This is a genomic window from Pedobacter sp. B4-66, assembly GCF_018492665.1.
In the GTDB taxonomy this organism is placed as follows: Bacteria; Bacteroidota; Bacteroidia; order Sphingobacteriales; family Sphingobacteriaceae; genus Pedobacter.
Genome location: NZ_JAFVME010000001.1, coordinates 330,645 through 355,537 on the forward strand (window position 1 = coordinate 330,645; position 24,893 = coordinate 355,537).

Genomic DNA, 24,893 nt, shown 5'->3' on the forward strand with positions numbered 1-24,893 from the left:
ATATTTTTTCTAAAAAATAACTTGACAGTAATACAAAAGTATTTATATTTGCAATCCCAAACGGAAACAAGGTTAACAACTTTATTCAAGTTTCAAAAAGGGAATCATTGGATAATGATTTAATGAAACCAATGCGAAAGTAGCTCAGTTGGTAGAGCACGACCTTGCCAAGGTCGGGGTCGCGAGTTCGAATCTCGTCTTTCGCTCTAAAAACCTGAAAAGGTTTTTAAGTAAACAGTCATCGTTTCAATAGATGTTGAAATAGGACTATGCTCAGATGGTGGAACTGGTAGACACGCAGGACTTAAAATCCTGTGACCTTAAAAGTCGTGCGGGTTCGATTCCCGCTCTGAGTACAATAAAACAACAATACAAACGCGAAAGTAGCTCAGTTGGTAGAGCACGACCTTGCCAAGGTCGGGGTCGCGAGTTCGAATCTCGTCTTTCGCTCTAAAAACCTGAAAAGGTTTTTAAGTAAACAGTCATCGTTTCAATAGATGTTGAAATAGGACTATGCTCAGATGGTGGAACTGGTAGACACGCAGGACTTAAAATCCTGTGACCTTAAAAGTCGTGCGGGTTCGATTCCCGCTCTGAGTACAATAAAACAACAATACCAACGCGAAAGTAGCTCAGTTGGTAGAGCACGACCTTGCCAAGGTCGGGGTCGCGAGTTCGAATCTCGTCTGTCGCTCCAAATGCCTTCAGTAGAAGGCATTTAATTTTCACAGGTTATTCACCTGCTCAGATGGTGGAACTGGTAGACACGCAGGACTTAAAATCCTGTGACCTTAAAAGTCGTGCGGGTTCGATTCCCGCTCTGAGTACAATAAAACAACAATACCAACGCGAAAGTAGCTCAGTTGGTAGAGCACGACCTTGCCAAGGTCGGGGTCGCGAGTTCGAATCTCGTCTTTCGCTCCAAATGCCTTCAGTAGAAGGCATTTAATTTTAAAAGGTTATTCACCTGCTCAGATGGTGGAACTGGTAGACACGCAGGACTTAAAATCCTGTGACCTTAAAAGTCGTGCGGGTTCGATTCCCGCTCTGAGTACACAAAGCAGCTATTTCAATAGTTGCTTTTTTTTTGAATAAGTTTAAGCTTTCACCATCACAATATATTAATGAACTTTTCTATTACTTCATGTTTTATAAACAGGAATATATCAAAGTCATGTTTATTGGTCTTTATAAAAAGCCTGGATTTATTATTAGTTCCCTTGTAGGACTTTATCTTTTAACAGCAACAGAAGAATGAAAGCTGAACATTGTTACCAACAGCTGAATTGCTTATCTTAGATTAGTAAATTAAACTCAATCAAGATCTAATGAACTTCGTAAAAACATGCTTCATTTATATCTGCTTTTTGGCGCTCATGACTTGCAGCATAAACACAAGTGCGCAGGATGTCCAAAATCTAGATTTGGTAGAAGGCATTTCTATTTTTAAATTCGGAACAGACACAAACAAAATCAAAGATCTGGAGGCTGTAGCCAATGCCAATCTGAAATCGAAAAACATTGCCCTTTACCGCTACACCGGAGATTCCCTTAGAACATTTTTCAATGTTCCAGTTAATGAGGTACTCCTACATTATTACAAGAACAAACTGTTCAGGGTTGATGTTAATTTCGGAACGAACAACAAAGAATATACGTTGCAGGAATACAGTCAGGTACATCAGGAACTGGAAAAAACCTATGGGACCGATAAAGTTAAGCTAGCCATGTCGGGCGCGGTAATACTGGGTGGATTCCGATGGTCTGGCAAAAAGATTCACATTTCGCATACACGACATTCCTATCCTCCCAAACGAAAAAAAGACAATGGCATTTTTGGCGAAGTTACTTTCTCAGACAATTCTATTCAAAAGCAAAGTGTGCTCGATAAATCTTAGAAATCATTAAGAATCTTCTTCGAAGGTAGTTTCACTAAAGATTCGATGTAATTACTGAAGTGTCGATCATTTTTGAAATTGAACTTTTCCTGAGCTATTATTAATCCAAGAGCGAAAACTAAGTTTGTGTAAATCTTTTTGTAAATAAATTTGCGCAACTGATCAGTTGCCTATATATTTGCAACCAATTGGTTTACTATTTAAATAAATTACAATGAAGAAAAAGATTATGTTTGTTTTATGCCTACTAGCAGGCCTAATGTTTATTAACGCGGGATTGGATAAATTCTTTCATTATATGCCGGTTCCAAAGGAAATGCCTGAAAAAATGTTGACGGCAATGAAAGCACTTATGGTAATCGGCTGGCTCATGCCTTTAGTTGGCACCATTGAAATACTTGGAGGTGCATTACTGATCTTCAACAAAACAAGAGCTCTTGGTGCAATAGTAATTTTACCTGTTTTAACTGGCATTCTCCTTACCAACATCAATGTGGCGCCATCAGGTTTACCTATCGTAGGTGTATTGATCGCAATCATTCTGTGGGTCATCATTGATAACAGAGAAAAGTACTTGCCAATGATTAAGGAATAGCATGAGAAGAGATATTTTTCAGGCAATTGCCGATCCTACCAGGAGGGCAATTATCGCCTTAATTGCTGTGCATGCAATGACCCCAAGTGCCCTTGCTGAGCATTTCGATAGTACCAGGCAAGGTATTTCAAAACACTTAAAAATACTGACCGAATGTCAACTGGTGAAACAGGAACAACAGGGTCGGGAAATCTATTATCAACTTGAAATTGACAAAATGAAAGAAATAGACAAGTGGTTGGAGCAATTCCGCAAGATCTGGGAGACTCGCTTCCAACAACTAGATGACCTTTTATTAACCATTAACATGAAATAACTATGAGAAGTAACTTGCAATTTGACTTCATTGCTGACAAAGCAAAAAATACGTTAACCATCAATCGTGAATTTTTAGCCGACCAACAACTGGTTTGGGACTGTTACACTAAAAGTGAACTACTCAATCAGTGGTTCGCTCCAAAACCGTTAACCACAAAGACAAAATCAATGGACTTCCGTGAGGGCGGACACTGGCACTATGCAATGGTAGAGCCAAATGGTACAGAATATTGGGGACTAACAGAGTATCTAAAAATCAAGCCAATAGATTTTTACACTGCGTTAGATGCTTTCACCAATGCAGAGGGTGAGATAAATAAAGACCTACCACGCGCAGAGTGGCTTGTAAATTTTAGCGAAAAGGATGGAAATGCTTTAGTAGAGACTATTGTGACCTATAAATCTCTTGCTGACTTGGAAACCGTTATACAAATGGGAATGGAACAAGGAATGATCTCAACTCTTGAAAAATTAGACGAGTTATTGTTAACGATAACATAACTTGTCTATGTTATCTCAATATCTTCTTTAAAACATCCTCTCTCTTCTGTCTTGAAATTGGGATTTGACTGCCATCTTCCATTGAGATATAGCCGCCTTCTGTTTTTACATAGGCTGAGATTTTTCGAAAGTTGATTAAATGCGATTGGTGTGTACGCAAAAAATTATATCGTTCCAGTAATTCTTGAAACTCTTTTAGTGTTTTGCAGACCAGGTATTTCTTATCTCCATCCATATAAATGTGTGTGTAATTACCCTCAGCTTCAAGCCTTATGATTTTACTTATTGCTACAAACTCTATTTTATCAGTTAGAGGCACAGCAATCCGCTGTTCATCATCTGCACGATCTATGTTTGCAATAAGCTCCTGTAACCTTTCATTTTCCTTTTTCGGGCTGATTTGCTTAGTTGCTGTTTCAACTGCATTACTAAGCTCCAGAATATTTATTGGCTTAAGCAAATAATCGATTGCACAGGCCTTAGCTGCCTGAATGCCATATTTATCAAACGCGGTAACAAATATAACTTCAAAACTTTGATGGCCATTCAACAGCTTTAACATATCAAATCCTGAAACTTCCCCCATTTCAATATCCAAGAATAATAGATCGGGCTTTTGAGTGGAGATTAACTTTAGGGCCTCTGTAGCGGAACCGGCCTCTCCTACCACTTCTACAGAAGGGCAATAAGCTGCAAGTAACTGTCGCAAGTTTATACGGCTCTTAGTCTCATCATCAACGAGTATACATTTCAATTTCATCAGTCAATAGGAATAGTTAATACCGCGCTTGTTCCACTTTCATCGCCTTCTAAATTACTGCTTAAAATTAAGTTTCCTTTAGCTCCACGTGCATTTAATAAATTCAATCTTTCTCTTACCAGCTTTAAGCCGAAACCATTGCTAGATTGATCTGCTGATTCCTTTTTTAAGCCCAGGCCATTATCTGTTACTTCTATTTTAAGATAAATTTGTTCCAAACATATTTTGATTTTTAATGCTCCGGCAGTTCCTTTTTGAGCAAGACCATGTACTATTGAGTTTTCTACAAGAGGCTGAATAATCATACCCGGAATCTCAATCAGATCAGCATTAACTTCTTTGCGTATATCTATCGAAAAAGTAAAATCAAAGCGAAGCTTTTCGAGCTCGCAATACAATTCGACTGCTTCCAGCTCGTCTGACAGCGTAACAAAGCTTTTTTCAGAATTATTCAGTACTCTACGCATTAGCAAAGCGAATTTCTGCAAGTAAACATTGGCTTCTTTGTATTGCTGATTATTGATTAAAGATTGAATAGAATTTAAAGCATTGAACAAAAAATGAGGATTCATTTGTGATCGGATTGCTTTGATTTCCAACTCCTTGATCTGTCGCTTCATCAACTCCTTTTTCTTAAGATTAGCCACCCTTACTTTATATATCCATAGCCCAACTAAAAATGAGACAAAGATGGAGCATGCGCTCCATCCTATTGTTCTAATTAATGCGGCTTTCTTTTCCGGACTCATCTGTCTGGTTATCATAGCACGCTTTAGTGCGTCTTCAAAAAGATGATCGTTTTGAGGCTTATAGCTGTCATCTATATTGTCATCTACTATTTTCAGGTCTGAGTCAAAAATGAATGTTTTAACATCCCAAAAGTCTAATAAAACAGCTTTATCTCTTTGCTCATCATCTCTGCTTACTTCAACATAGGTTACATTAGGAAGGCTTTTCAATATAGAATCTATGGTGCCTTTTGGAAATTCCTTCTGATCAATCTGAGCAATTACAAAATGAACCTTTTTAGGATCTTGCTTCTTTATCCGATCAATCAAATGCTTAATATTATCAGGATAATGGAAATTGAAAGTCAGACATAGTGTTTTCCCTTTAAACTGTTTTAAATCCAGTGTTTTTCCGTCCGACAGTTTTAGACTAGTCAATGGGCTTGCTTTGCCAGGAGCCCAGGCACTAATCACTTTCCAATTCTGTTTTACAGGGTTTGTTAAAATAGAATCTCCACAATTACGAATAAGATCTTCATAATAAGCTTTTAAACTTTGAGCCTGTTTCCAGGTGCTGTTTACCAATTCTTGCTTTAATGATTCGGATAACGAATAATATAATGGGAAACGTTTAAGAAAAGTTAAAGACCTTGGATAAGAGGCAAAAAAACCAAACTGCCCGCTCACCATACCTACCTTATCTCCAAGATATAAATCAAAATCATGCAAAAATCTTTGGTACCATCCTTCAGATGTCTGATCAATCATCAAAATTGGTAATGTATCAATACTTAAAAAGAAATCAGTAGGAAAATCCTTAAAAATTTCAGTTGATCCCGGAGTACTTAGATTACCTGTTCTTGAAAGGAAGCGAAGTTTTTTAGTTGCCTGCTCAAAGGTGAATTTAAAGTAATAATAATTCCATGCATCTTCTGGGATCTGACCTTTATAGGTATTCAATACATTTTCAAATGTGGCTTTATCTTTTTGTTGCTGGGTCATAAAATCAGCAGTGGAAAAAGATTTCGGATCAACCTCTTTAGTTCCGGCTGATATCTTACGCTCAATTTTACCCATTTGCACTCCAAGTTCAGCAGTTCTAGCTCCCTTACCTAAAAAGCGAAGACTTTCCTCTATATTATTTCCATCAGCTGTTATTGTCAAAGTATCTCCGGGCTTAACAAATAAAGAAATGTGCAGATCCCCCTCATCGTATAGTTGTACATCGATAGGCTCTTTAATTGAAAGCGGAATTTTAAAACTTCCGTCTTCTGCTATTGTGAAATAACCACCATTAGAAGCACTATACAAAGAAAGCTGTTGCTGAGTCCCATTTTTGAAATTGCTGATATTACCTGTAAGTAGTGTGTTTTTTGGAAGTGGAAAAGAGGCACCAAACAGCAAGATCGACAAATCAGAATCTTTAAGCTTACCTCCATTAAACAGTTGACTATGATGACTTCCTATAGCTGTTGTAACTGTTTCTGAAATTGTTTGAGCAGTTTCTAATTGCACAGGACTCATTTCAGCGGAAGACCCTCCGCTTTTTTTTCTGGCGGTTATTTCATTGAGTAGCACCGGCTGAAAATCCTTATCAGCTTTCATACTGATTGTTTTACCAACTTTGTTTACCTGAAGCTGAAACCCTGGCTTATCTAAAGTTTCATTGTTGCTCTGCAAGTACGCAGGATAATAAGAATCATACCCAAGTGACAAACTTCCCGGAGATAGAAGTTTTATTCTTATTCTTTCAAAGGTTAGGTTGTAATCTCTATTGCCATTATCCAGAATCTTGGCTAAATGATATTTCATTTCATACAAATAACCATTATAATCATTCACTCTCACTTCAAACCAATCACCTGGTTTCATTTTGGAGAATGAATCTTCCTGCTGAGCAAAAAGTAGTTGGGGTAGCCAAAGCAGCATAAATACTGCTGTGCTTAAAATTTTGTTCCGTTTCATAATTTAAGATTTGAAACAAAGTACCCTAAATGAGGTGGCTATAATTTGGTTCATCTAGCAGGCAACACTTTTCACTTATTATTTGGTTAAATACTAAAAGGCTAAAAATAAAAAAAGGGCTTTTCAGCCCTTAAATACATTCAAAAAGTTTTATTACACAATACCCTGCGCTATCATCGCATCAGCAACTTTAACAAAGCCTGCAATATTTGCACCCTTGCCATAATTTACATAGCCATCATCTTCTTTGCCATACTTAACGCAAGCCTGATGAATCTGGGCAATAATTACTTTTAATTTAACATCAATTTTCTCGCGATCCCATGAATAACGAAGTGAGTTTTGAGACATTTCCAATCCGGAAACAGCAACACCACCTGCATTGGCAGCTTTACCTGGAGCGTACAATATCTTAGCTTTTTCAAATACATGGATAGCTTCTGGTGTAGAAGGCATATTTGCTCCTTCTGCAACACAAAAACAACCATTGTCTACCAAAATCTTAGCATCACTTTCGTTCACTTCATTTTGAGTAGCATTAGGGAAAGCGATATCACATTTTATGCCCCATGGTTTCTCGCCAGCAAAGAACTGACAGTTATATTTATCTGCATATTCTTTAATTCTTCCTCTACGGTTATTTTTTAAGTCCATAATGAACTTAAGCTTTTCAGTATCTATTCCTTCTGGATCGTATACAAAACCTTCCGAATCTGACAAGGTTAATACCTTTGCTCCTACCTCTATACACTTTTCTGCAGTATATTGAGCCACATTTCCAGAACCTGAGATTACAATATTCTTTCCTTTTAATGAATCGCCTTTCAGCTTCAACATCTCCTCAACAAAGTAAACTACTCCGTAACCGGTTGCTTCAGGACGAATTAAACTTCCTCCCCACTCAAAACCTTTTCCGGTTAAAACACCAGTAAACTCACCTCTGATGCGCTTATACTGACCGAATAAAAAACCTATCTCTCTAGCTCCAACACCAATATCACCGGCTGGAACATCTATATCAGCACCAACATGACGATACAATTCTGTCATAAAGCTTTGGCAAAACTTCATTACTTCAGCATCAGATTTACCTTTAGGGTCAAAATCTGAACCTCCTTTACCACCGCCCATTGGTAAACCGGTAAGGCTATTTTTAAATACCTGCTCAAAAGCAAGGAATTTAAGAACGCTTAGGGTTACAGATGGGTGGAAGCGCAAACCTCCTTTATAAGGGCCAATTGCACTGTTCATTTGAACTCTAAATCCACGATTAATTTCTACTTCACCTTTATCATTTAACCAAGGCACTCTAAAAATAATCACCCTTTCCGGCTCAGCAATTCTTTCTAAAATCTTGTTTACTTTATACTTTGAATTCTTTTCACTAAAAGGGATTATTGATTCTGCTACTTCATATACTGCCTGTAAGAATTCCGGTTCATGTGCATTCCGTAATTCTATTTTACTCATAAAGGTGTTGATCGATGAATCCATTGGTTGGTTTAAATGTTAAAAAAATGATGAGTTTGGCTTAAACGCACATAAATGCTTTAGGCCTGGAGGTCCTAAGTAAATGGAAAATTCGTTATAGAACTTTATTATTTGATTCCCGCATAAAAATAAGTTTTTTTCATTTAAGGTCAAGTATTTTTTATATTCTAGCTGCTAATGTTACAGAAAAAGTTCTACCATCCGAAGGCCAAATCCCTGGTCCTGGATAAAATTGAGGCCTTTTGGTAAAGTAATGTTTATCAAAAGCATTATTTATATTAAATCCTAAATGTAGGTACTTAGTTATTGCCGTATTTGCATTAAAATCAAACAAATTATAAGAGGGAACAAGCCCGGCAGACCCTGTAGGAGTTGGAATTGTGCTGTTAAATGCATCAGCAAAAGATTTAGCTGTATAACTATGCAGCACACTCATACTCGATCTTTTAATCCGCAACGTTACCCCATTTCTACTTTGCCATTTCGGTACACTTTCTACCTCATTCCCATCTATTGATACGTTTTTATTTCCTGAACGCAATGTTGCATTCTTATACTTTGCATCCATATAAGAAGTTGCTGTAAATATAGAAACGGTAGTAGCTGTACCTAGTTGAAACTCTGCCTGAGTAAATAATTCCAGCCCTTTGGTAAGTGAATTGCCAATATTAGTTCTGTAGATGATCTCCTCTCCCTTATCATTTAACTGCGCCAATGTGCCTAAACGATTGTTATAGGCAAGTTGAAAATAACTTAGATCCCAATTCAAAAATTTCCAACTACCACGGAAACCTCCTTCAATATTATAACCTTTTGCATCTTTTAAATTCTTATCCGCTACTTCATACAACGAACCAGGAATAATATCTTTAAAAATAATAGGACGATATGCTTGCGACCATCCGGCATACAAATTCATATTCTTAGTTAACTCGTATTGTGCACTTGTTCCAAATAAAGGGAATTGATGTTTTATATTATTAGGAATTGCATTATCCGGATAGTTCACGATTACACCTGACATCTTTGTTTCTCCGATTTCGACACGAACGCCTGTATTAACTGAAAACTTAGGGAACAACACCCACCTGTTTTCTGCAAAAACCGCAGCATTTTTAGTTTTTAAGTGCATATCTCTGCCCCAGCCCGGGGTAACCAGAGAAAGGTCATAGTCGCTATCTGTACTGCCCTTTCCAAGTTGCTGACGGTGCAAATCGTTGTTCATATATTGAACACCCATTGCAAGATTACTGGTTTGCTTAAACAGCGTATAAGATTGAAGCAATCTAAGTTCGGCAGTGTAACTGTTAAAATGATCAATATCAACTTGTCTGTTGGCATACTTAAGCGTTACAGGATCTATCGCATCTACAGTTGTAGCCGGTTTATCAAACATCACACTGTTCCGCACACCTATAATGGCAGAGGTGATGAATTTTATTTGAGTTTGCTTCCCTGCTTTCCAGTCTAACGTAATAGATGGCACATTAATTTCAGGGCTGTAATAGTTTCTGGATCTTGTTGAGGCTTTAGGATCGGCATTAAACATTTCATCAGTAAGCGGTCCTGGCAAGTGAGCTACGTAATTAGATCTGGTCCATTCTGCTATCACTAACAGGTCAGGATTAAACTCATAGAATAAAGAAATATTCTGTGCATCATATTTTGAATCGCTGTTTTTGCGGTAGCCTTCAATTGCTTTTTTATTGAACCATGCGTAGTATTTAAACTTTCCTTTGGTTCCGCTAATAGAGTTAAATGTGCTTAACAAGCCATAAGACCCAGCAGTATTTATTGTTTCAAATGTAAAGACTTTTGATGAATCGGGTTGTTTACTTACATAGTTTAACATTCCTCCAAACTGGGCTCCATATTGTAAAGAACCAGTTCCTCTAACCAATTCAATTCTATCCACTGCTTCAAGTGGGATATTATAATGGCTTGCCGGATATCCATACATATCGGAATTGGTAATGATTCCATCTTTTCTGATGTTAAATTCCCATCCTCGATGCGGATCTAGACCTCTTGTAGAAATGTTGATTTGGTTACCTGTGCCATCCATATCGTAAACGAATATTCCCGGTATTTTGGCAAAAACCTGTCTGCCGTATTTCTCAGTTAACGCAGCATCACGATTTGAAAGTTTAATTACTTCGCTCTTTTTACCGGAAAAGATAAAAGTCCCCTGTAGGGAATCTAGTCTGGAAATATCGCGTTGCTTTTTAATATTGATATTAACCTCATTAAGCCTTGAGGCGGTGTCTTTGGGTAAAGTTTGAGAGAAAAGTGGTAAACAGATAAAAGAAAAAAGGATAGTAGAAATTATTCTCATAAAGTTTAATATTTGGTTCTAGACTAATATAGAAAACTTCGCCTTTTAATTACTATACAACAATAAAAAAGGGCTATCCAAATTGGATAGCCCTTTTTTATTGAGCGCTTATTTAATAGCCGGGGTTTTGAGTTAGCTCATTATTTCTATTGATCTCATCACGACTGAAGGGTCTAAAGTAAAGCTTAGCAACCCAAGCTCTCTTTTCCTGTGCTGTTTCAACTGTGGGAGTATAGGTGTAATTATAAACTGTCGGGTCATAAGCATAAGTTGTAGCCTTTGTTTTACCAGGTTTAAATACACCCGAAATTTTAATGTAAGTTGGTTGTCTGCCCAGTGTTTCTTTAGCAATTAACCAACGACGGGTATCATGGTAACGTTGTTCTTCGTAAGCCATTTCTATTCTTCGCTCATGACGGTATATTTGTTTCAATTCTTCCTTTGAACCTCCTACAATAGCCGGCATTCCTGATCTGAAACGAATACGGTTTAACCATGTAACTGCATCTGCAAGTTCATCAAGTTCAATACTTGCTTCAACATAATTTAGCACCGCCTCAGTGTATCTAAAAAATGGCCAAGGTATAAATTGAGGCATAGAAGCATCTATGATTTTAGGGTCTGGATCTATAAATTTATGCGTGTAGTATCCGGTCCAGCTGCCATTCCAGTTTTCAATTGAACTACCTCTGGTATCCAACCCTTTAAAACGGATAGTTTTATTATCCTCAACTAAATCATACTCGCCTGTTTGTATCTGATTTGCCGGGTCTACACCGCCAGAAACTTTATCGCGTGGTTTCCATCCTGCTCCATCATATAAAACAGTTGCATAAAAGCGCGGATCTCTATCCTTATAAGGATCAGCTTTTTGCGCAGGATTAGCCCAACTGAACTTTGTACCATCAGTCATTTCATAATCATCCACAAGCAATCCTATAGGTGTATTTCCTGCCCAGTTATGGTATCCATTAGGTCCATTAGCACGACCATAACGCATATCACTGCGGTCAATAAAATATCTCGCAAAAATTAGTTCAGATTCAGCATTTGCGTCTATTCCAGGAGCTTTACTACCTCCTCCCATTGCAATACTTTTATAATTATTACGCCCATCTGCCGTTGAAACTTTTGCTGTAAGATTTAATTTATATCCGGCACCTCCGTCGATAACCGCCTTAGCAGCATCTTTAGCGGCTCTCCAACGTGCCGACTGATCGCCTTGTGTGTAACCAAAAAGAAGCTTCTGCTCAGGTGTATATTTATCTACTAGTGTCCCTAATTCACTATCATGGCTTGATATATCAGATAAATCATGCAAATCACTAGCCGCATAAAGTAATACGCGAGCTTTTAATGCCTTTCCAGCTAATGCATTAGTTTGACCTTTCAGCATAGCCTTACCCGTTAAAAGCTTGATAGACTCATCACAATCTTTAATGATAAAGTTTACACACTCTTCGTACGATGATCTCTTAATTTTGAAATTATCAACCAGTGTATAGCTTCTGGTTACAAGCGGTACACCTCCATAGAAACGAAGTAATTGCTGATAAAAGTAAGCTCTTAAAAAATATGCCTGACCTAATAACTGATCTTTAACTGTCTCATCGGTAATTACATTATCATCAGCGGTCAACCTTTCTACAGTAATGTTACATGAACGGATGCGGTTATACATTTGGTTATAATCCCAGGTAGCATCAACCCAACCTAATGTTGTTGGATTTATTGTACCTCCATTTACGAGGTCAATACCCCTGTTTGGGTGCGTAAAAAGTGATTCATCAGAAACTGAGGATAGCATTTGCTCAGCAAAACCACCAACACTTAGTCCGTTGTATATTTCAGTAACAAAGGCCTGTGCCAATGCAGGATCCTTCCATACTAGTTCACCTCTAATGGCAGTTGGTGGTTCCACAGATAAAAAATCCTTTTTACAACCAGATCCGAAAAGGGTAATAAGAGCAATGGAAAATATGTATGTATTTCTATTTATAGCTTTCATATAAAATGTTTTAATTCGTCTAAACTTAAAAAGTAGCCTTAATTCCAGTGTTAATTACCCTTGCCTGAGGGTAGTACTGAGCACTTGAATTAGTTGATTCCGGATCCCAGATCTTAATCTTATCTAAGGTTACCAGATTTAGCCCATTTACATATACCCTAAGCGCGGTTAAACCCACTCTTTTTACTAATTCAGGAGCGAATGTATAACCCAACTCAACATTTTTTAATCTGATATAATTGTTACTGCGCATCCAATAGGTATTGCGTGCAGCATTATTAAAGTCTGTATAATAGGTTTTTCCACGGTTTGATAAGCGAGGGTTTTCACTACTTGGATTTTCAATGCTCCAACGATTTTTATATGACCATTCAAGGAAGTTACCTATATCGCCAGATTCTGTTAATCCTACAATCTGCATACCACCGCTAGCACCTTGAATTAATGCAGAAAGGTCAAATCCTTTATAAGCCAGATTCAAATTAAAGCCACCCGTAAAAGTAGGCGTGCTGGTTTTATCCATTCTAATCTGATCATCTCCATTAATTTTACCGTCACCATTTACGTCTTTAAACTTCATATCACCTGGCAATAAATTACCTGTAAAAGCGCTATAATCAATAGTGTTGGCATTTATTTCGGCCTGATCTTTAAAAACTCCTGCATATTGATACACCAATTCAGTTCCTGTAGGCATACCTGTTGAGCGCTGCCATGCAGGAGCTCCAGGTGTTTCATCCCAGAATATGATCTTGTTTTTTGCGTATCCACCATTAACACTCACTCCGTAAGCTAGCTCACCGACATTGTCATTGTAGCTAAGCTTAAACTCGAAACCTTTATTATTTACTTTTCCAAGATTTACTGGAGGAAGTTTGTCTGTAATTCCGGAACTACCTGGAATAGAATTACCTCTGGAAATTAGAATATTGGTACGCTTGTTATAAAAGGCATCAAACTCGAAACTTAATTTATTATCTAAGAATGAAGCATCTAAACCAATATTGGAGTTGTTTGCTACCTCCCATCCAAAGTCTCGGTTAGGTACACGATTTTCAATTAAAGTCTGAGTTAATTGGTCATCGATAACATAACTACCAAAACCCATTGTACTTAGGTATTGATATTCTGCAAGCGCATCACCAAAATACGCCTCGGCACCCATCTGCCCCCAGGAAGCTCTGATTTTTAAATTATTGATAAAGCTTACGTTGTCTTTGAAGAAAGGCTCTTCCGACACTCTCCATCCCAATGACATCCCCGGAAAAAACCCAAAACGTCTATCTTCAGGGAAGATATAAGAACCATCTACTCTCCATAAAAACTCAGCAAGATATTTTTCCTTGTAGTTGTATCCTACCCTACCGAAGTAGCTTAAGCGTGCTCTTTTGTATAAGTTATTTGGGTCGCCCGGATTACTGATTGATTGCTCTTTGTCGCTACCTGCCAATAGTTCTTGCAATGCAGTTGAAATAAAATATCTTCTGAAAGCTGAGAACCCATCATTGTCGACTTTTTCTCTGGTTACACCAGCCATTAAACCAAGGCTATGATTCCCTATTTTTTTATCATAGTTAACCATTCCCATTAAGTTTACTGCCAATTGAGCACCTGCAGTTTCCGTTAAACTAGGGTCAGTACGCTCTGAGCGGACAGATCCTTTTAGCAGTGGGGTTACACCGTCTGGTTCAAAAGACTTTTTATCCCAATAGTATAAAGTCCATGGTGTTTGCCATCTTTTTTGTCTGCCAGAAAATTTATCAATGGATGCAGTTCCTGTCACTTTTAAACCATCCACCCAAGGTATCTTTACTTCTACTTTACCTGTGGTTTGCAAATAATCTCTGCGATCTCTGTTATAGCCAGTTAGATCCGTAGTGGTTACATACGGGTTATACCCGAACTCAATATCTGGTCCCGGTAAACCATTTGGCCAAACCTCAATTTCTGTTGGTTTTCCGCGCATCAACATTCTAAATACATCAGATGCATTTACAGTAGGGAAATTACGGACTTCCTCTCTGCCTGTTACTCCTAAAGTTGCAGTTACATATTTATTGATGTTTGCTTCAAGATTAATCCTTAAATCATATTGTTGATATCCTGTTGCAGATTTTTTGTAATAACCATCCTGATCTAAATATCCTAACGACACAAGATATTTAATGTTATCTCCTCCTCCATTAATTTGTAAATTGTGCTTTTGTTGAGGCGACCAGTTTTTAAGTGTGGTATTAAACCAATCAGTATTTGGATACCTTAAAGGATCTGAACCATCACGTAACTTTTGCATCTCATCAGGCCGGTATGCCGCACTGATTGTGCCTTCTTTATCGGTACGTTTATATGACCCTGTTTCTTTAAATGCCTGCCAGGCGGCGCTCCACTGATCTTGCGGTAAATCCGCTCCGAATATGTTTAACTCATTCAATATCTCAGCATATTGAGAAGAATTAGACATTTTTGGCGTTCTGGTTGGCTGTTGTAATCCATAACCGTAATCGTAAGAAAGTTGTGGCTTACCAGATTTGCCTTGTTTAGTCGTAATTAAAATAACACCATTTGCCGCCCTTGAACCATAGATAGCTGCCGATGCATCCTTTAGTACTGAAACACTCTCTACATCGTTTGGATTTAAACGTTCTAAACCACCTGCTCTGTTTGGAACTCCATCGATAACAATTAAAGCATTGTTATTTCCTAGAGAGTTAACCCCACGAATGCGAATAGTTGAGCCATCGTATCCCGGCTCTCCACTTGCCTGAACCGCAGTAACACCTGGTAAACGACCAGCCAGTGAATTTGAAAGGTTTACAGTTGGTGTTTTTGCCAATTCAGCTCCTTTAACAGAAGCGACTGCACCTGAAACTACAGCTTTTTTCTGTGTTCCATAACCAACGACTACAATTTCTGATAGAGCTTGAGCACTTTCTACCAGTTTAACATTAATTGTTGACTGGTTATTCACCACTATTTCCTGGGTTTGATACCCCATATAGGAGAATAGCAGCGTTCCATTTTCCGGAACTTTGATGCTGTACTTACCTGTTGCATCTGTAGTTGCACCAATTTCGCTTCCTTTTAATTTAATACTTACTCCGGGGATACCAGTTCCATTGGCATCCGTTACCAGACCTTTCACCAAAATATCGGCAGCCCAAGTGTTTTTTAATCTTATTACAACCAGGTTGTCTTCTAATTCCTGAAACTCCAGATTAGTGTTCTTTAGCAGTAATATCAGAGCGTCAGCAACAAAGATCTGATTCTTTATTATCGTAACATTTTTACTACCCGAAAGGTCGTCTTCGCTGTACAGCAGACGTATGTTCCCTTTCTTTTCCAGCACGTTGAGTGCTTCCTTTAATTTGACCTTATGGAGCTCTAAATCAACCTTTGTACCCTGAGAGAAGGTAGACGCTGATACCTGCAAACATAAGAGGAACGATGAAACAAAGATCCAGTTTAGCATCATTATTAGTTTTTTTTTGGGAAAGTTGGCACATAGAACTTTATTGCACAGTTCTTTTTTTTTCATAGATTTGTGAATTTCAAAGTTAAAAATCTGTAATAGTAGCACTTAGCTACTCATGAAGGTTTAGGGGGAGAGAAATGTTAGCCGCATTTAACTCCCTTTTTTGTTTAGTAAATGATCAGGTCATGTTCTTTAAGTTTAAATTTAAACGGTTTGATTAATTGCATTGCTTTCAGGGTTTCTTCGATTGTTTCATTTTTAAATACACCTGTAAAGCGATAAGATTTTGGTTGTTCTATTTCAAACTTGATCTGCACATTAAACCAGCGTTCTAGTTTTGGTTTCAGATCCTCTAAAGATTCATTCTGAAATACGAGTTGGCTATCACGCCATGAGGTTTCTTCTATGTACTCATTCTCACCAATGCGCACGGGTACAACATGTTCGATCGTTAAAGTAATGTCCTTAGGGAGGTCTGGTAGGATATTGGATTTTGCACGTACCACCTTTTTATCCTCAACCAATGCAAATTTCTCTGAAGGACTCAGCAATATCTTTTGTTCTGATCTGTCGTTTACTGAAAGCTCAATGGAGCCACGAATAAGCGTAGCCTCTGACTTTTTATCGATGGGATAGGCTTTTATGTTGAATGCTGTTCCTAAAACTTTTACGCAGATCTTATCGGTACGAACAATAAAAGGCTGGGATTTACGATGCGCCACATCAAAGAAAGCCTCACCAACAAGGTAAACCACACGTCGCTTTTTTCTATTGATATCACTCTCGTAAGAAAGCTTACTATCGGAGTTAAGCCAAACCATCGTACCATCTGGAAGTTTGATTTTTTTACGGATGCCTTTTCCGGCCACAATCTGGGTATCTGGAGAAAACTTATCTCCTCTGCTAAAATAAAAGAGAGAGACAGAAACAATAACCAACAACACCGCAGCTATAGCAATGATGTTCTTATATTTTTTTAAACTGAATGATTTAGATTTTTCTTCAATTTGGATAAACTCTTCACTGAATTTAAGTTTATGTTGCAAATATGCCTGGTCCACATCAGGTATATCAGATTGTTCATCTGAATTTTCCCAAACTTGCGATAAAAATTCTTCATAATAAACAGAATCCGGATACCTTGTTATGAGGTCATTCAGCTCTTCCAATTCGCTTTGTGTGGCCTCACCAGCTAATTTACGGGCTAATAATTCTATAATTCTGTTTTTATACATACAGATAATCCGGATAGGTTTATATTGGTTTGTATGTATAGGACAATGTTTTTGAGAAAACTCCCTAGTCTTTTATAAAAAAAATAAAAGTTTTATTTACATGAGGTTAAACTCTGCTTTTAAAACAGTACTCATTTTTTTTATTGCCGATACCAAATGGGCATCAACTGTTTTAATAGAAATATTTAAAATGGATGCAGTTTCCTTATAACTCAACCCATCTTCCTTAATCAGTTTAAAGACTAATTTGCATTGAGAAGGTAATTTTTCGGTTGCTCCTTCTAATTTCTTTTTCAATTCGTCATTAATCAATAATTGCTCCGGATTCAAGTTATCCAGAATAATTTCGAAATCAATATCATCAAGAGAAATCCACTCCTGTTTTGAATGTTTGTTAAGAACATTTAATGATAAATTACGGGCAATAACAAAAGCATAAACTTTTATATTTCTTACTTCCGATAACTTTTCTCTGTTTCGCCACAGCGTAATCATCACATCACTCGCAACCTCTTCCGAAAGTTCTCTTGACTTTAATAAACAAAAGCAAAAACGATATAAAGAAGGAAACAAAGATTTGAAAAGCTTCTCATATGCGTTCTCATTATTGTATAAAGCAATATGACTTATCAGACTATTTAGGTCGGGTAAATGTTTAGGCATAGGGGTTATATTTGATTAATTCAAATGTATGAATTTAACAATACCATCCAAATCTCTATGCAATTCTATTGTAATTCGGCTCTACATAAGTACCTATTAATCAACCACAGGCAAAGAGAAACAGAACCTACTACCCTCTCCAATTGCACTTTCAACCCATATTTCGCCACCTTCAGCAGTGATAAAATCTTTTGAAATTGCGAGTCCCAAACCTGATCCGGATTTATTATTTCCATCGGTTGGCACCTGAAAATACCTATCGAATAATCTCTTTTGATACTGCTCATCTATCCCTTTTCCAAAATCACGAACAGAGAACTCTATGTTTTTTCCTATTTCAATAACCTGAATTACAACCTTAGATTTTCCTGAACTGTACCTTAAGGCATTAGAGAGAAAATTAATTAGCACCCATGCCGTTTTTTCAATATCAACACTTATATGTGGGAGATTATTTCTACTGATCAGCTCCAATTCTATTGACCTCTGCTCTGCCTGAAATCTTACAGCATCCATAGCATAAATTGCTATTTTCCGAGGGTCAGTTTTTACAAAATTTAGTTGCAGATTACCGGTTTCAACCTGAGCCAGATCTAACAGTTCGCTGGTAATTTTCAGCAATCGACTACAGTCTTCTTTAATGTGCTGAACCAATTCTTTTTGTTCGGGATTCATGCTTCCTACCCGCTCATCATCCATTAATTTTAAGCTCATTTTTATAGATGATATAGGGGTTTTTAATTCATGAGAAACTGTTGCTATAAAATTGGTTTTAGCTTCATCAAGCTCTTTAAACTGGGTAATATTTTTTAAAATATAAACCTCCCCCGCTTCTTTTCCTGTCTGCACAGTGGCCTGTTCATTGTTTTCATTATAGCTTGGCACTATTATTTTTCTACGCTCTAACTGGAAATAAGACTCCTTCTCATCAGCGTAAATTTTCATTAATTTTTCGCCTCCTTCATTTTGCAAAATCCTGTTTAACAGATCATTTTTTTTCATTAGATCCAAGCCATTTAATCCAATAACTTCTTTCTCATTTATGCCTATCAATTGCGCAGCTACTTTATTCATAAACAGCACATCGTTTTTTTCATTTAGTCCAATAATGGCATCCTGCATCTGCTCTATTATAGCTTCAATTCTAAGCTTTTCAGATTGAACTTTAGCCAGGTTACTATTTTCCCATTTATTAAGTTCAGCTACCATTGTATTAAAAGACATTGCTAGCTCGGCAAACTCATCCGATCCATTAAATTGCAAACGTTGTTTGTAATTCTTTTTACTGATCTCTTTAATTGCTTCAGAGAACTCACGTAATGGATTAGCAACAAAACCAGGGAAATTTACAATGAAAGAGAACAGAATTAAAAAGCACATAGATGCCGCGAAAATTAAATACATGCTAGCCCTTTCTACAGCCACCTGTGCTGCAGCATTTTTCCTAACTATTGCATTCATGTTCAATTGATCAATAACACTCAATTGAAGTCTGGCCTTACTTACCGCAGCTTGTCGACTGACGCTTGTTACTTCAGGATTAACAATATCCTTATAGGCTGAATTTAAAATAGCCACAGCAGCCCCCTCTCCAGGCTCTGTTATATTTTTACCTTCCTGTTCAAGTAATCCAGCAAATTGCGCTGATACATTAGCCGGAAGCGGCAAATTATTTACATCAAGTATCGCTCGCATTTGGCGTGTAAAACTTAATGTTTCGTAATTATCTTTTAAAATAACCTTTGAGCTAACCGAAATCTTATTCATATAGTACAAGGAAATTGCACCGAAAAAGAGAACAACCACGAATAGAAATCCGAATCCGAGGCGTAATTTGGTTTTTATTTTCATCGTATTTTAATATTATGTAAAAATTGGTTAAAAATATCGGTTCTCATAATATTCTGAAACAAGTATATCTTTAGTAATCTATAGCCAACATATGTACCACATCAACAACCAAAACAACAATAAGTTGATTATCAGCCAATAAAAACTATAAAACTATAAAATGAAATATTGCGAAAACAAATAACCCTTCCAAAATGGAAGGGTTATTTGTCATTATGATAAGATCATTAGTAATTACTATCATTCAGCTTTATGAGAGCCTCATCAAGTTCAGTAGGTTTAAAGCCTAATCCTTGTTTTCAATTTTTCTGTATAGAGTAGTTAAACCAATCCCCAGTAAACGAGCAGTTTCCGTTTTATTACCACCAGTGTACTTAAGTATTTTATCTATATGCTGTTTCTCTACTGTTTCCAATTTCATCATATCCCCTTCAGAAGCAATCTCCGCAACATGAAACTCATAAGGCAGCAGATTTGCTGTAATTGAGTTCCCATCGGCAAGAATAACTACTCGCTCAATTACATTTTTAAGTTCTCTAATATTCCCTTTCCAGTTATGTTTAAGGAGTAAATCACAAAAATCATCATCCATCGTAAGCTGAGGCTTATTTACTTTATTAGCAAACTCTTTCAAATAATGTTTAGCAATTAATATAATATCAGATTTTCGCTGAGATAATGGCGGCAACTCAATCGAGAATACAGAAAGTCGATAGTAAAGATCTAATCTGAACTTACCACTCTCCGCTTCAGCTTTTAAGTCTCTATTTGTAGCGGCAATGATACGCACATTAACCTTACTGGTTTGTGTATCCCCTACTTTTATAAAAGTTTGATTTTCCAATACACGAAGCAACTTAGCTTGCAGATCCAAATTCATCTCACCAATTTCATCCAAAAAGATAGTCCCTTCGTTTGCTTCTTCAAGTAAACCTTTTTTATCTCTAATTGCACCTGTAAAGGCTCCCACCTTATGACCGAATAACTCACTTTCTAAAAGTTCGTGATTAAATCCACTGCAATTTACGGCAACAAAGGGTTTCGTTTTCCTTAAGCTTTCATAATGGATCGCTTGTGCAAAAACTTCCTTTCCTGTACCTGTTTCACCAAGTAAAAGAACGGTAGTATCTGTACCCGAGACTTTTTCCGATAATGATATGGCTTCCTTAATCGCTTTCGACTGCCCCAGTATGGCAGAAAAATCATACTTCCTGGCTACTTTATTTTCCAATTCACTAACCCTAAACTGAAGCTTAGCTTTGTCCATTGCTTTATAAACAAGAGGGATAATTTTATCATTATCATCGCCTTTAGTGATGTAATCAAAAGCGCCATTACGCATGGCCATTACACCATCTTGTATCGTTCCAAAAGCAGTCAGATTGATCACCTCAGCATAAGGCTTTATCTTCTTGATCTCCTTTACCAACTCAACCCCATTAATATCAGGAAGTTTTACGTCGCTAATTACCACATACACATCCTGAGCAGCCAAAACTTTTAGCCCCTCTTTTCCAGTGTTTGCCTGAAAAACCTTAAAGCCTTCCAGCTCAATGATGCGCGCCAACAGGCTACAGATCTTTTTCTCGTCGTCTATTATTAAAACCGTGTTTTGCATCGCTGATAATTTCAACAATATTAACAATTATTCAAGACAAGTTGCTGTTCATACACTGAATCATCGATAATAGAAACATTGGTAACATCTTCTCTTACCGTAAATTTACACCTTGTATGATTTTTAATTGTATTTAATATCTCTTTTTCTGTGTAATTATGATCGTAAACAATTGCTACCGTGAATCGACACTCCTTAGAAGTGCAATTTTGTCTACCATCTGTATTTACGTGGGTAACTGTCATCTTAACAGGATCCGGCAGATTGTTTTCAATAGGAAATGTGTATTCAGAAAACCATAAAATATCACTTAGAGCACTACAAATGGCATTAGTTCCTTCTGCACCAGCTGCCAGGCTCAATCTTGGATAGGAGATACAATCAAGTACTATCTCACATTTTTCGCTGGCAGGTGTTAAGGCATGGGTATTGAAATTTTGCTTATGAGGATCAAACAACATGGCCGTGCACAAACAATTACATTTTTTCTTACCCTCCAAAATATTGTAATTAACGCAACTTTTACAACCCTCCCAAAAGTATTCATCATGGGTGATTTGATCAAACGTTACGGGTTCAAATCCTAATTGAGCATTCATTTTCATAATAGCAGCTCCTGAGGTGATGCTGAATATTTTAGCCTCAGGATATGTTCTTCTCGAAATTTTAAAAATTCTCTCCTTGATTGCCTTAGCCACTCCTGCATGTCTAAATTTTGGAGCGACAATTAAGCCCGAGTTAGAGACAAACGAATTGTTTTCATAAACTTCAAAATAGGAGAAGCCAACCCATTCACCACCTCCCGTAACAGCAATAACTCCCTTACCTTCCTTTATCTTTTGAACGATAGATTCCGGAGTCCTTTTCGCAATTCCAGACCCTCTGGCAATTGCCGAAGATTCAGTCTCTTTTACTATTTCATCAACATGTTTTATATCTGCAATGGTAGCGATACGAACAAATATCATTTGATTTTCCATTTTTTTAAACGATTAATAACCGTCATCATCAAATGAAATGCCCATGCCAAATTAAAACTCCAAAACCCACTCTAAAGACAAAAAAAGCCATTAAGAATCAATAAACGCATTTTCAAACACTTAAACCACCCTTCCAATATGGTATGGTTTTATTCCATTTTGGATAGATAAAAAGGTTAAAAGCATAAATAATAAAATATTTTTACATAAAGTCTAGTAATTTTATAGACTTTATATATATTTGTCCTATCAAAAGCGCTTAACTGCTTTTGATAAATAAAAAATAGTCATGTGGCCGAGTGGTTAGGTGAGGGTCTGCAAAACCTTTGACGGCGGTTCGAATCCGCCCTTGACGTCCAGTTCAATTTCTATATTGTCTGACTCATTAGATGTTTGGTTAGATCTAAGTTTTGTTTAAAAGCAGCCAGGTTGGATGACCTGGCTTTGCTATTTATTAGCAAAGTGGGCGACTAGAAAAATTAGGGCAAAAAGAAACGGGGATACAGCAATCCACCGTATCCCCGCTATCTAAATTAACGCTCTCATATACATAGACGCCTAAATATTCGATTTATTGTATATCATATCAAAAAAATTATTTCTCGTAAAATTCTATTGGAAGTTGATCAGGGTCGGATATGAAAGTAAATCGCTTATCTGTAAATTCATCCACACGTATTGGTTCGGCTTCCACACCTTTAGCATTAAGCACACTAACAACAAGATCGAGATCATCAACTTCAAAGGCGAGATGCCTTAAACCCATAGCTTCAGGTCTTGATGGTCGCTTAGCAGGATCAGGAAAAGAGAAAAGTTCTACAACATAATTTCCATTCAATGCCAAATCCAGCTTATACGATTGTCGTTCTGCTCTGTAAACTTCCCTAATAATTGTAAGCCCCAAAACATCAGTATAAAATGCTCTCGAAACCTCATATTCACTACATATTATTGCAATGTGATGAACCTTATTTATCATACGTTTTCTTATTATTTTGCGCCAATAATCAGTTTATAGATCTCTCCTTTGTTTCCCGCTAAAAGAATAAGCTTACCCTTTTTAGCTCTCTGAACCACATTGAAACTAGAGGACGATATGTTATGCCAATTTAGCCCACCATCTTTAGACACATCAGTTCCTGAGGTACCCGTTGCCAGTAAAGTCTTTGAATTTACATAAGCCACACCCGAACGATAACCAGTTATAGGCTTTAAAGGTTTTTTCCAAGTCTGTCCCCCATCGTATGTTAACAGCACATTGTTTGTATTCTCTTTGTCTTTTAAGTAATTACCACCTACAACTATGCCTTTACTTTTATCATAAAATGCCATAGAGAAAGGACCGGTACTACTCTCTCCCTGTAAAATGGGACATTTAAAAATTTTCCAGGTAGCCCCATAATTGCTAGAAAAGTAAATATTAGATGCAGCACCACCAGTAGCAATCCACACCTTTCCTTTTCCCAGTGTTTTTATTGTAGAACCACTTGCAGCAAAACCAGCTTCACCAGATGCCATCTCCTTTTTCAGGTTATCTGAAACATTAGCCCAAGATGCTCCTCCATCTTTTGTGCTTAACAACTGCATCTTATTCTTAATTGGGTCTCCAAACATCATTCCTGTACGCTGATCCCAAAAATCCATACCATCCAGAAAAATGGCAGAATCAACATTCTTATAGGTTTGAGTCCAGGTTTTCCCACCATCCTTTGTGAGCAAAATATAGGCAGGAGAACCTGCATTTACTACTACGGCCCTATCTGCATCAAAAGCCTCAATATCCCTGAAATCGAGTGTTTCGTATCCGGCAGGCATAATCCATTCCCATGTGGTTCCTCCATCAATCGTTTTACCTATGCTGCCATTGCTCCCACTTACCCATGCAACATGATCAGAAACAATAGACATCCCTCTTAAACTTGTATTTGTACCACCTGTTAATGGTATCAAATCATAGGTCTGTCCAAAACCTAATAAGGGGGAAAACAACAAGCACCAGATTAGTTTTTTCATTATTTAACTCTTTTCCAAACTTCTGATCTGCCAATTAAAGAGATACCAACGTACCCCCTCATATTTAGCAGACCACTATCTTTAAGCGTCATATTACAACTATATGTTTTACCAGATTTCGGGTCATAAATAGTACCATCGGTCCATTTACTACCCGTAAAAACAAAATCCTTAAGTATTTCTAATCCTAAAATAGGTCTGGTTTTTAAGTTTGCATCAGGATTCTTTAAATCTGCTTTAACAATCCCTTTATTGTCTTTAGTCTCTTTAAGCCAAACTATTTTACCATAGTATTTATCACTTTTTTTGGTGATTTCTACATGAGCCTCACCAGTCGAATTAATCCATTTTCCAAGGATTGCGTCCTTGTTTTGCGTAAAACCGGAGAATGATATTGCAGTTAAAAGCAGCATCAGCGAAAAATATTTCATAATCATAAGTTAGTGTTTTTTAAAGTTAGTG

18 protein-coding genes and 9 tRNA genes are annotated in these 24,893 nt (G+C 37.2%); 13 read left to right on the top strand and 14 right to left on the bottom strand.

What is annotated here, in order from left to right; genetic code table 11:
- Window positions 1-133 precede the first annotated feature (133 nt).
- From J1905_RS01330 to J1905_RS01385, 12 genes are all read left to right on the top strand, one after another.
- Window positions 134-206, top strand: a tRNA-Gly gene (locus J1905_RS01330).
- A gap of 65 nt (window positions 207-271) precedes the next feature.
- A tRNA-Leu gene (locus J1905_RS01335) sits at window positions 272-356 on the top strand.
- 21 nt (window positions 357-377) lie between these two features.
- Window positions 378-450: transfer RNA gene (locus J1905_RS01340), tRNA-Gly, on the top strand.
- Between the two features lie 65 nt (window positions 451-515).
- Window positions 516-600, top strand: a tRNA-Leu gene (locus J1905_RS01345).
- A 21-nt stretch (window positions 601-621) separates the two neighbouring features.
- Window positions 622-697, top strand: a tRNA-Gly gene (locus tag J1905_RS01350).
- A 45-nt stretch (window positions 698-742) separates the two neighbouring features.
- A tRNA-Leu gene (locus tag J1905_RS01355) sits at window positions 743-827 on the top strand.
- A gap of 21 nt (window positions 828-848) precedes the next feature.
- A tRNA-Gly gene (locus J1905_RS01360) sits at window positions 849-924 on the top strand.
- 45 nt (window positions 925-969) lie between these two features.
- Window positions 970-1,054 (top strand) — tRNA-Leu (locus J1905_RS01365).
- Between the two features lie 274 nt (window positions 1,055-1,328).
- Window positions 1,329-1,898: a hypothetical protein gene (locus J1905_RS01370; protein ID WP_214225390.1), complete on the top strand. Its 570-nt coding sequence runs from the start codon at window positions 1,329-1,331 to the stop codon at window positions 1,896-1,898.
- A gap of 214 nt (window positions 1,899-2,112) precedes the next feature.
- Window positions 2,113-2,493, top strand: coding sequence for a DoxX family protein (locus J1905_RS01375; RefSeq protein ID WP_214225391.1), 381 nt, complete (start codon window positions 2,113-2,115; stop codon window positions 2,491-2,493).
- 1 nt (window position 2,494) lies between these two features.
- On the top strand, window positions 2,495-2,809 hold the full coding sequence (locus tag J1905_RS01380; RefSeq protein ID WP_214225392.1) for an ArsR/SmtB family transcription factor: 315 nt from the start codon (window positions 2,495-2,497) through the stop codon (window positions 2,807-2,809).
- Between the two features lie 2 nt (window positions 2,810-2,811).
- Window positions 2,812-3,312, top strand: a complete 501-nt coding sequence (locus J1905_RS01385; RefSeq protein WP_214225393.1) for an SRPBCC family protein — start codon at window positions 2,812-2,814, stop codon at window positions 3,310-3,312.
- 10 nt (window positions 3,313-3,322) lie between these two features.
- Here J1905_RS01385 and J1905_RS01390 read toward each other — a convergent pair whose 3' ends face one another.
- From J1905_RS01390 to J1905_RS01440, 11 genes are all read right to left on the bottom strand, one after another.
- Complete coding sequence (locus J1905_RS01390) at window positions 3,323-4,072, bottom strand: LytR/AlgR family response regulator transcription factor (RefSeq protein ID WP_214225394.1); 750 nt, start codon at window positions 4,070-4,072, stop codon at window positions 3,323-3,325.
- Window positions 4,072-6,765 carry a sensor histidine kinase gene (locus J1905_RS01395; RefSeq protein ID WP_214225395.1) on the bottom strand — a complete coding sequence of 898 codons (2,694 nt, stop codon included), beginning with the start codon at window positions 6,763-6,765 and terminating at the stop codon, window positions 4,072-4,074. Before J1905_RS01395 ends, J1905_RS01390 begins: the two co-directional genes overlap by 1 nt.
- 153 nt (window positions 6,766-6,918) lie before the next feature.
- Window positions 6,919-8,259 carry an NADP-specific glutamate dehydrogenase gene (gdhA, locus tag J1905_RS01400; RefSeq protein ID WP_214225396.1) on the bottom strand — a complete coding sequence of 447 codons (1,341 nt, stop codon included), beginning with the start codon at window positions 8,257-8,259 and terminating at the stop codon, window positions 6,919-6,921.
- A gap of 157 nt (window positions 8,260-8,416) precedes the next feature.
- A complete protein-coding gene (locus tag J1905_RS01405; RefSeq protein WP_214225397.1) occupies window positions 8,417-10,591 on the bottom strand; it encodes a TonB-dependent receptor family protein in 2,175 nt (724 codons plus the stop codon).
- 112 nt (window positions 10,592-10,703) lie between these two features.
- The gene (locus J1905_RS01410) at window positions 10,704-12,599 is read right to left on the bottom strand and encodes a RagB/SusD family nutrient uptake outer membrane protein (RefSeq protein ID WP_214225398.1); all 1,896 of its coding nucleotides are present in this window, start codon (window positions 12,597-12,599) and stop codon (window positions 10,704-10,706) included.
- Between the two features lie 25 nt (window positions 12,600-12,624).
- The gene (locus J1905_RS01415; RefSeq protein WP_250317958.1) at window positions 12,625-16,071 is read right to left on the bottom strand and encodes a TonB-dependent receptor; all 3,447 of its coding nucleotides are present in this window, start codon (window positions 16,069-16,071) and stop codon (window positions 12,625-12,627) included.
- Between the two features lie 167 nt (window positions 16,072-16,238).
- Window positions 16,239-17,306: a FecR family protein gene (locus J1905_RS01420; RefSeq protein WP_214225400.1), complete on the bottom strand. Its 1,068-nt coding sequence runs from the start codon at window positions 17,304-17,306 to the stop codon at window positions 16,239-16,241.
- Window positions 17,307-17,402: 96 nt separating this feature from the next.
- Entirely contained in the window at window positions 17,403-17,969 is a 567-nt protein-coding gene (locus J1905_RS01425; protein ID WP_173092512.1) for an RNA polymerase sigma factor, read from the bottom strand.
- A 96-nt stretch (window positions 17,970-18,065) separates the two neighbouring features.
- Entirely contained in the window at window positions 18,066-19,820 is a 1,755-nt protein-coding gene (locus J1905_RS01430) for an ATP-binding protein (protein WP_214225401.1), read from the bottom strand.
- A gap of 286 nt (window positions 19,821-20,106) precedes the next feature.
- Window positions 20,107-21,438 (bottom strand): sigma-54-dependent transcriptional regulator, encoded by a 1,332-nt coding sequence (locus J1905_RS01435; RefSeq protein ID WP_214225402.1) that lies wholly within the window; start codon window positions 21,436-21,438, stop codon window positions 20,107-20,109.
- A gap of 20 nt (window positions 21,439-21,458) precedes the next feature.
- Window positions 21,459-22,418, bottom strand: a complete 960-nt coding sequence (locus tag J1905_RS01440; protein ID WP_214225403.1) for a zinc-binding metallopeptidase family protein — start codon at window positions 22,416-22,418, stop codon at window positions 21,459-21,461.
- Between the two features lie 285 nt (window positions 22,419-22,703).
- Here J1905_RS01440 and J1905_RS01445 point away from each other — a divergent pair.
- Window positions 22,704-22,777, top strand: a tRNA-Cys gene (locus tag J1905_RS01445).
- Window positions 22,778-23,013: 236 nt separating this feature from the next.
- On the opposite strand, the gene gloA2 is transcribed toward J1905_RS01445, so the two are convergent.
- From gloA2 to J1905_RS01460, 3 genes are read right to left on the bottom strand one after another with little or no spacing between them, the layout of a single operon-like run.
- Window positions 23,014-23,397, bottom strand: a complete 384-nt coding sequence (gene gloA2 / locus J1905_RS01450; protein WP_214225404.1) for an SMU1112c/YaeR family gloxylase I-like metalloprotein — start codon at window positions 23,395-23,397, stop codon at window positions 23,014-23,016.
- 11 nt (window positions 23,398-23,408) lie between these two features.
- Window positions 23,409-24,431, bottom strand: a complete 1,023-nt coding sequence (locus J1905_RS01455; protein ID WP_214225405.1) for a WD40/YVTN/BNR-like repeat-containing protein — start codon at window positions 24,429-24,431, stop codon at window positions 23,409-23,411.
- Window positions 24,431-24,862 (bottom strand): DUF2147 domain-containing protein, encoded by a 432-nt coding sequence (locus tag J1905_RS01460; RefSeq protein ID WP_214225406.1) that lies wholly within the window; start codon window positions 24,860-24,862, stop codon window positions 24,431-24,433. The genes J1905_RS01455 and J1905_RS01460 overlap by 1 nt, the downstream gene beginning before the upstream one ends.
- Window positions 24,863-24,893 lie beyond the last annotated feature (31 nt).

Coding starts and splice junctions, on each gene's coding strand:
- J1905_RS01370 (WP_214225390.1), top strand. CDS start 1,329: ATGAACTTCGTAAAAACATGCTTCATTTATATCTGCTTTTTGGCGCTC.
- J1905_RS01375 (WP_214225391.1), top strand. CDS start 2,113: ATGAAGAAAAAGATTATGTTTGTTTTATGCCTACTAGCAGGCCTAATG.
- J1905_RS01380 (WP_214225392.1), top strand. CDS start 2,495: ATGAGAAGAGATATTTTTCAGGCAATTGCCGATCCTACCAGGAGGGCA.
- J1905_RS01385 (WP_214225393.1), top strand. CDS start 2,812: ATGAGAAGTAACTTGCAATTTGACTTCATTGCTGACAAAGCAAAAAAT.
- J1905_RS01390 (WP_214225394.1), bottom strand. CDS start 4,072: ATGAAATTGAAATGTATACTCGTTGATGATGAGACTAAGAGCCGTATA.
- J1905_RS01395 (WP_214225395.1), bottom strand. CDS start 6,765: ATGAAACGGAACAAAATTTTAAGCACAGCAGTATTTATGCTGCTTTGG.
- gdhA (WP_214225396.1), bottom strand. CDS start 8,259: ATGGATTCATCGATCAACACCTTTATGAGTAAAATAGAATTACGGAAT.
- J1905_RS01405 (WP_214225397.1), bottom strand. CDS start 10,591: ATGAGAATAATTTCTACTATCCTTTTTTCTTTTATCTGTTTACCACTT.
- J1905_RS01410 (WP_214225398.1), bottom strand. CDS start 12,599: ATGAAAGCTATAAATAGAAATACATACATATTTTCCATTGCTCTTATT.
- J1905_RS01415 (WP_250317958.1), bottom strand. CDS start 16,071: ATGATGCTAAACTGGATCTTTGTTTCATCGTTCCTCTTATGTTTGCAG.
- J1905_RS01420 (WP_214225400.1), bottom strand. CDS start 17,306: ATGTATAAAAACAGAATTATAGAATTATTAGCCCGTAAATTAGCTGGT.
- J1905_RS01425 (WP_173092512.1), bottom strand. CDS start 17,969: ATGCCTAAACATTTACCCGACCTAAATAGTCTGATAAGTCATATTGCT.
- J1905_RS01430 (WP_214225401.1), bottom strand. CDS start 19,820: ATGAAAATAAAAACCAAATTACGCCTCGGATTCGGATTTCTATTCGTG.
- J1905_RS01435 (WP_214225402.1), bottom strand. CDS start 21,438: ATGCAAAACACGGTTTTAATAATAGACGACGAGAAAAAGATCTGTAGC.
- J1905_RS01440 (WP_214225403.1), bottom strand. CDS start 22,418: ATGGAAAATCAAATGATATTTGTTCGTATCGCTACCATTGCAGATATA.
- gloA2 (WP_214225404.1), bottom strand. CDS start 23,397: ATGATAAATAAGGTTCATCACATTGCAATAATATGTAGTGAATATGAG.
- J1905_RS01455 (WP_214225405.1), bottom strand. CDS start 24,431: ATGAAAAAACTAATCTGGTGCTTGTTGTTTTCCCCCTTATTAGGTTTT.
- J1905_RS01460 (WP_214225406.1), bottom strand. CDS start 24,862: ATGAAATATTTTTCGCTGATGCTGCTTTTAACTGCAATATCATTCTCC.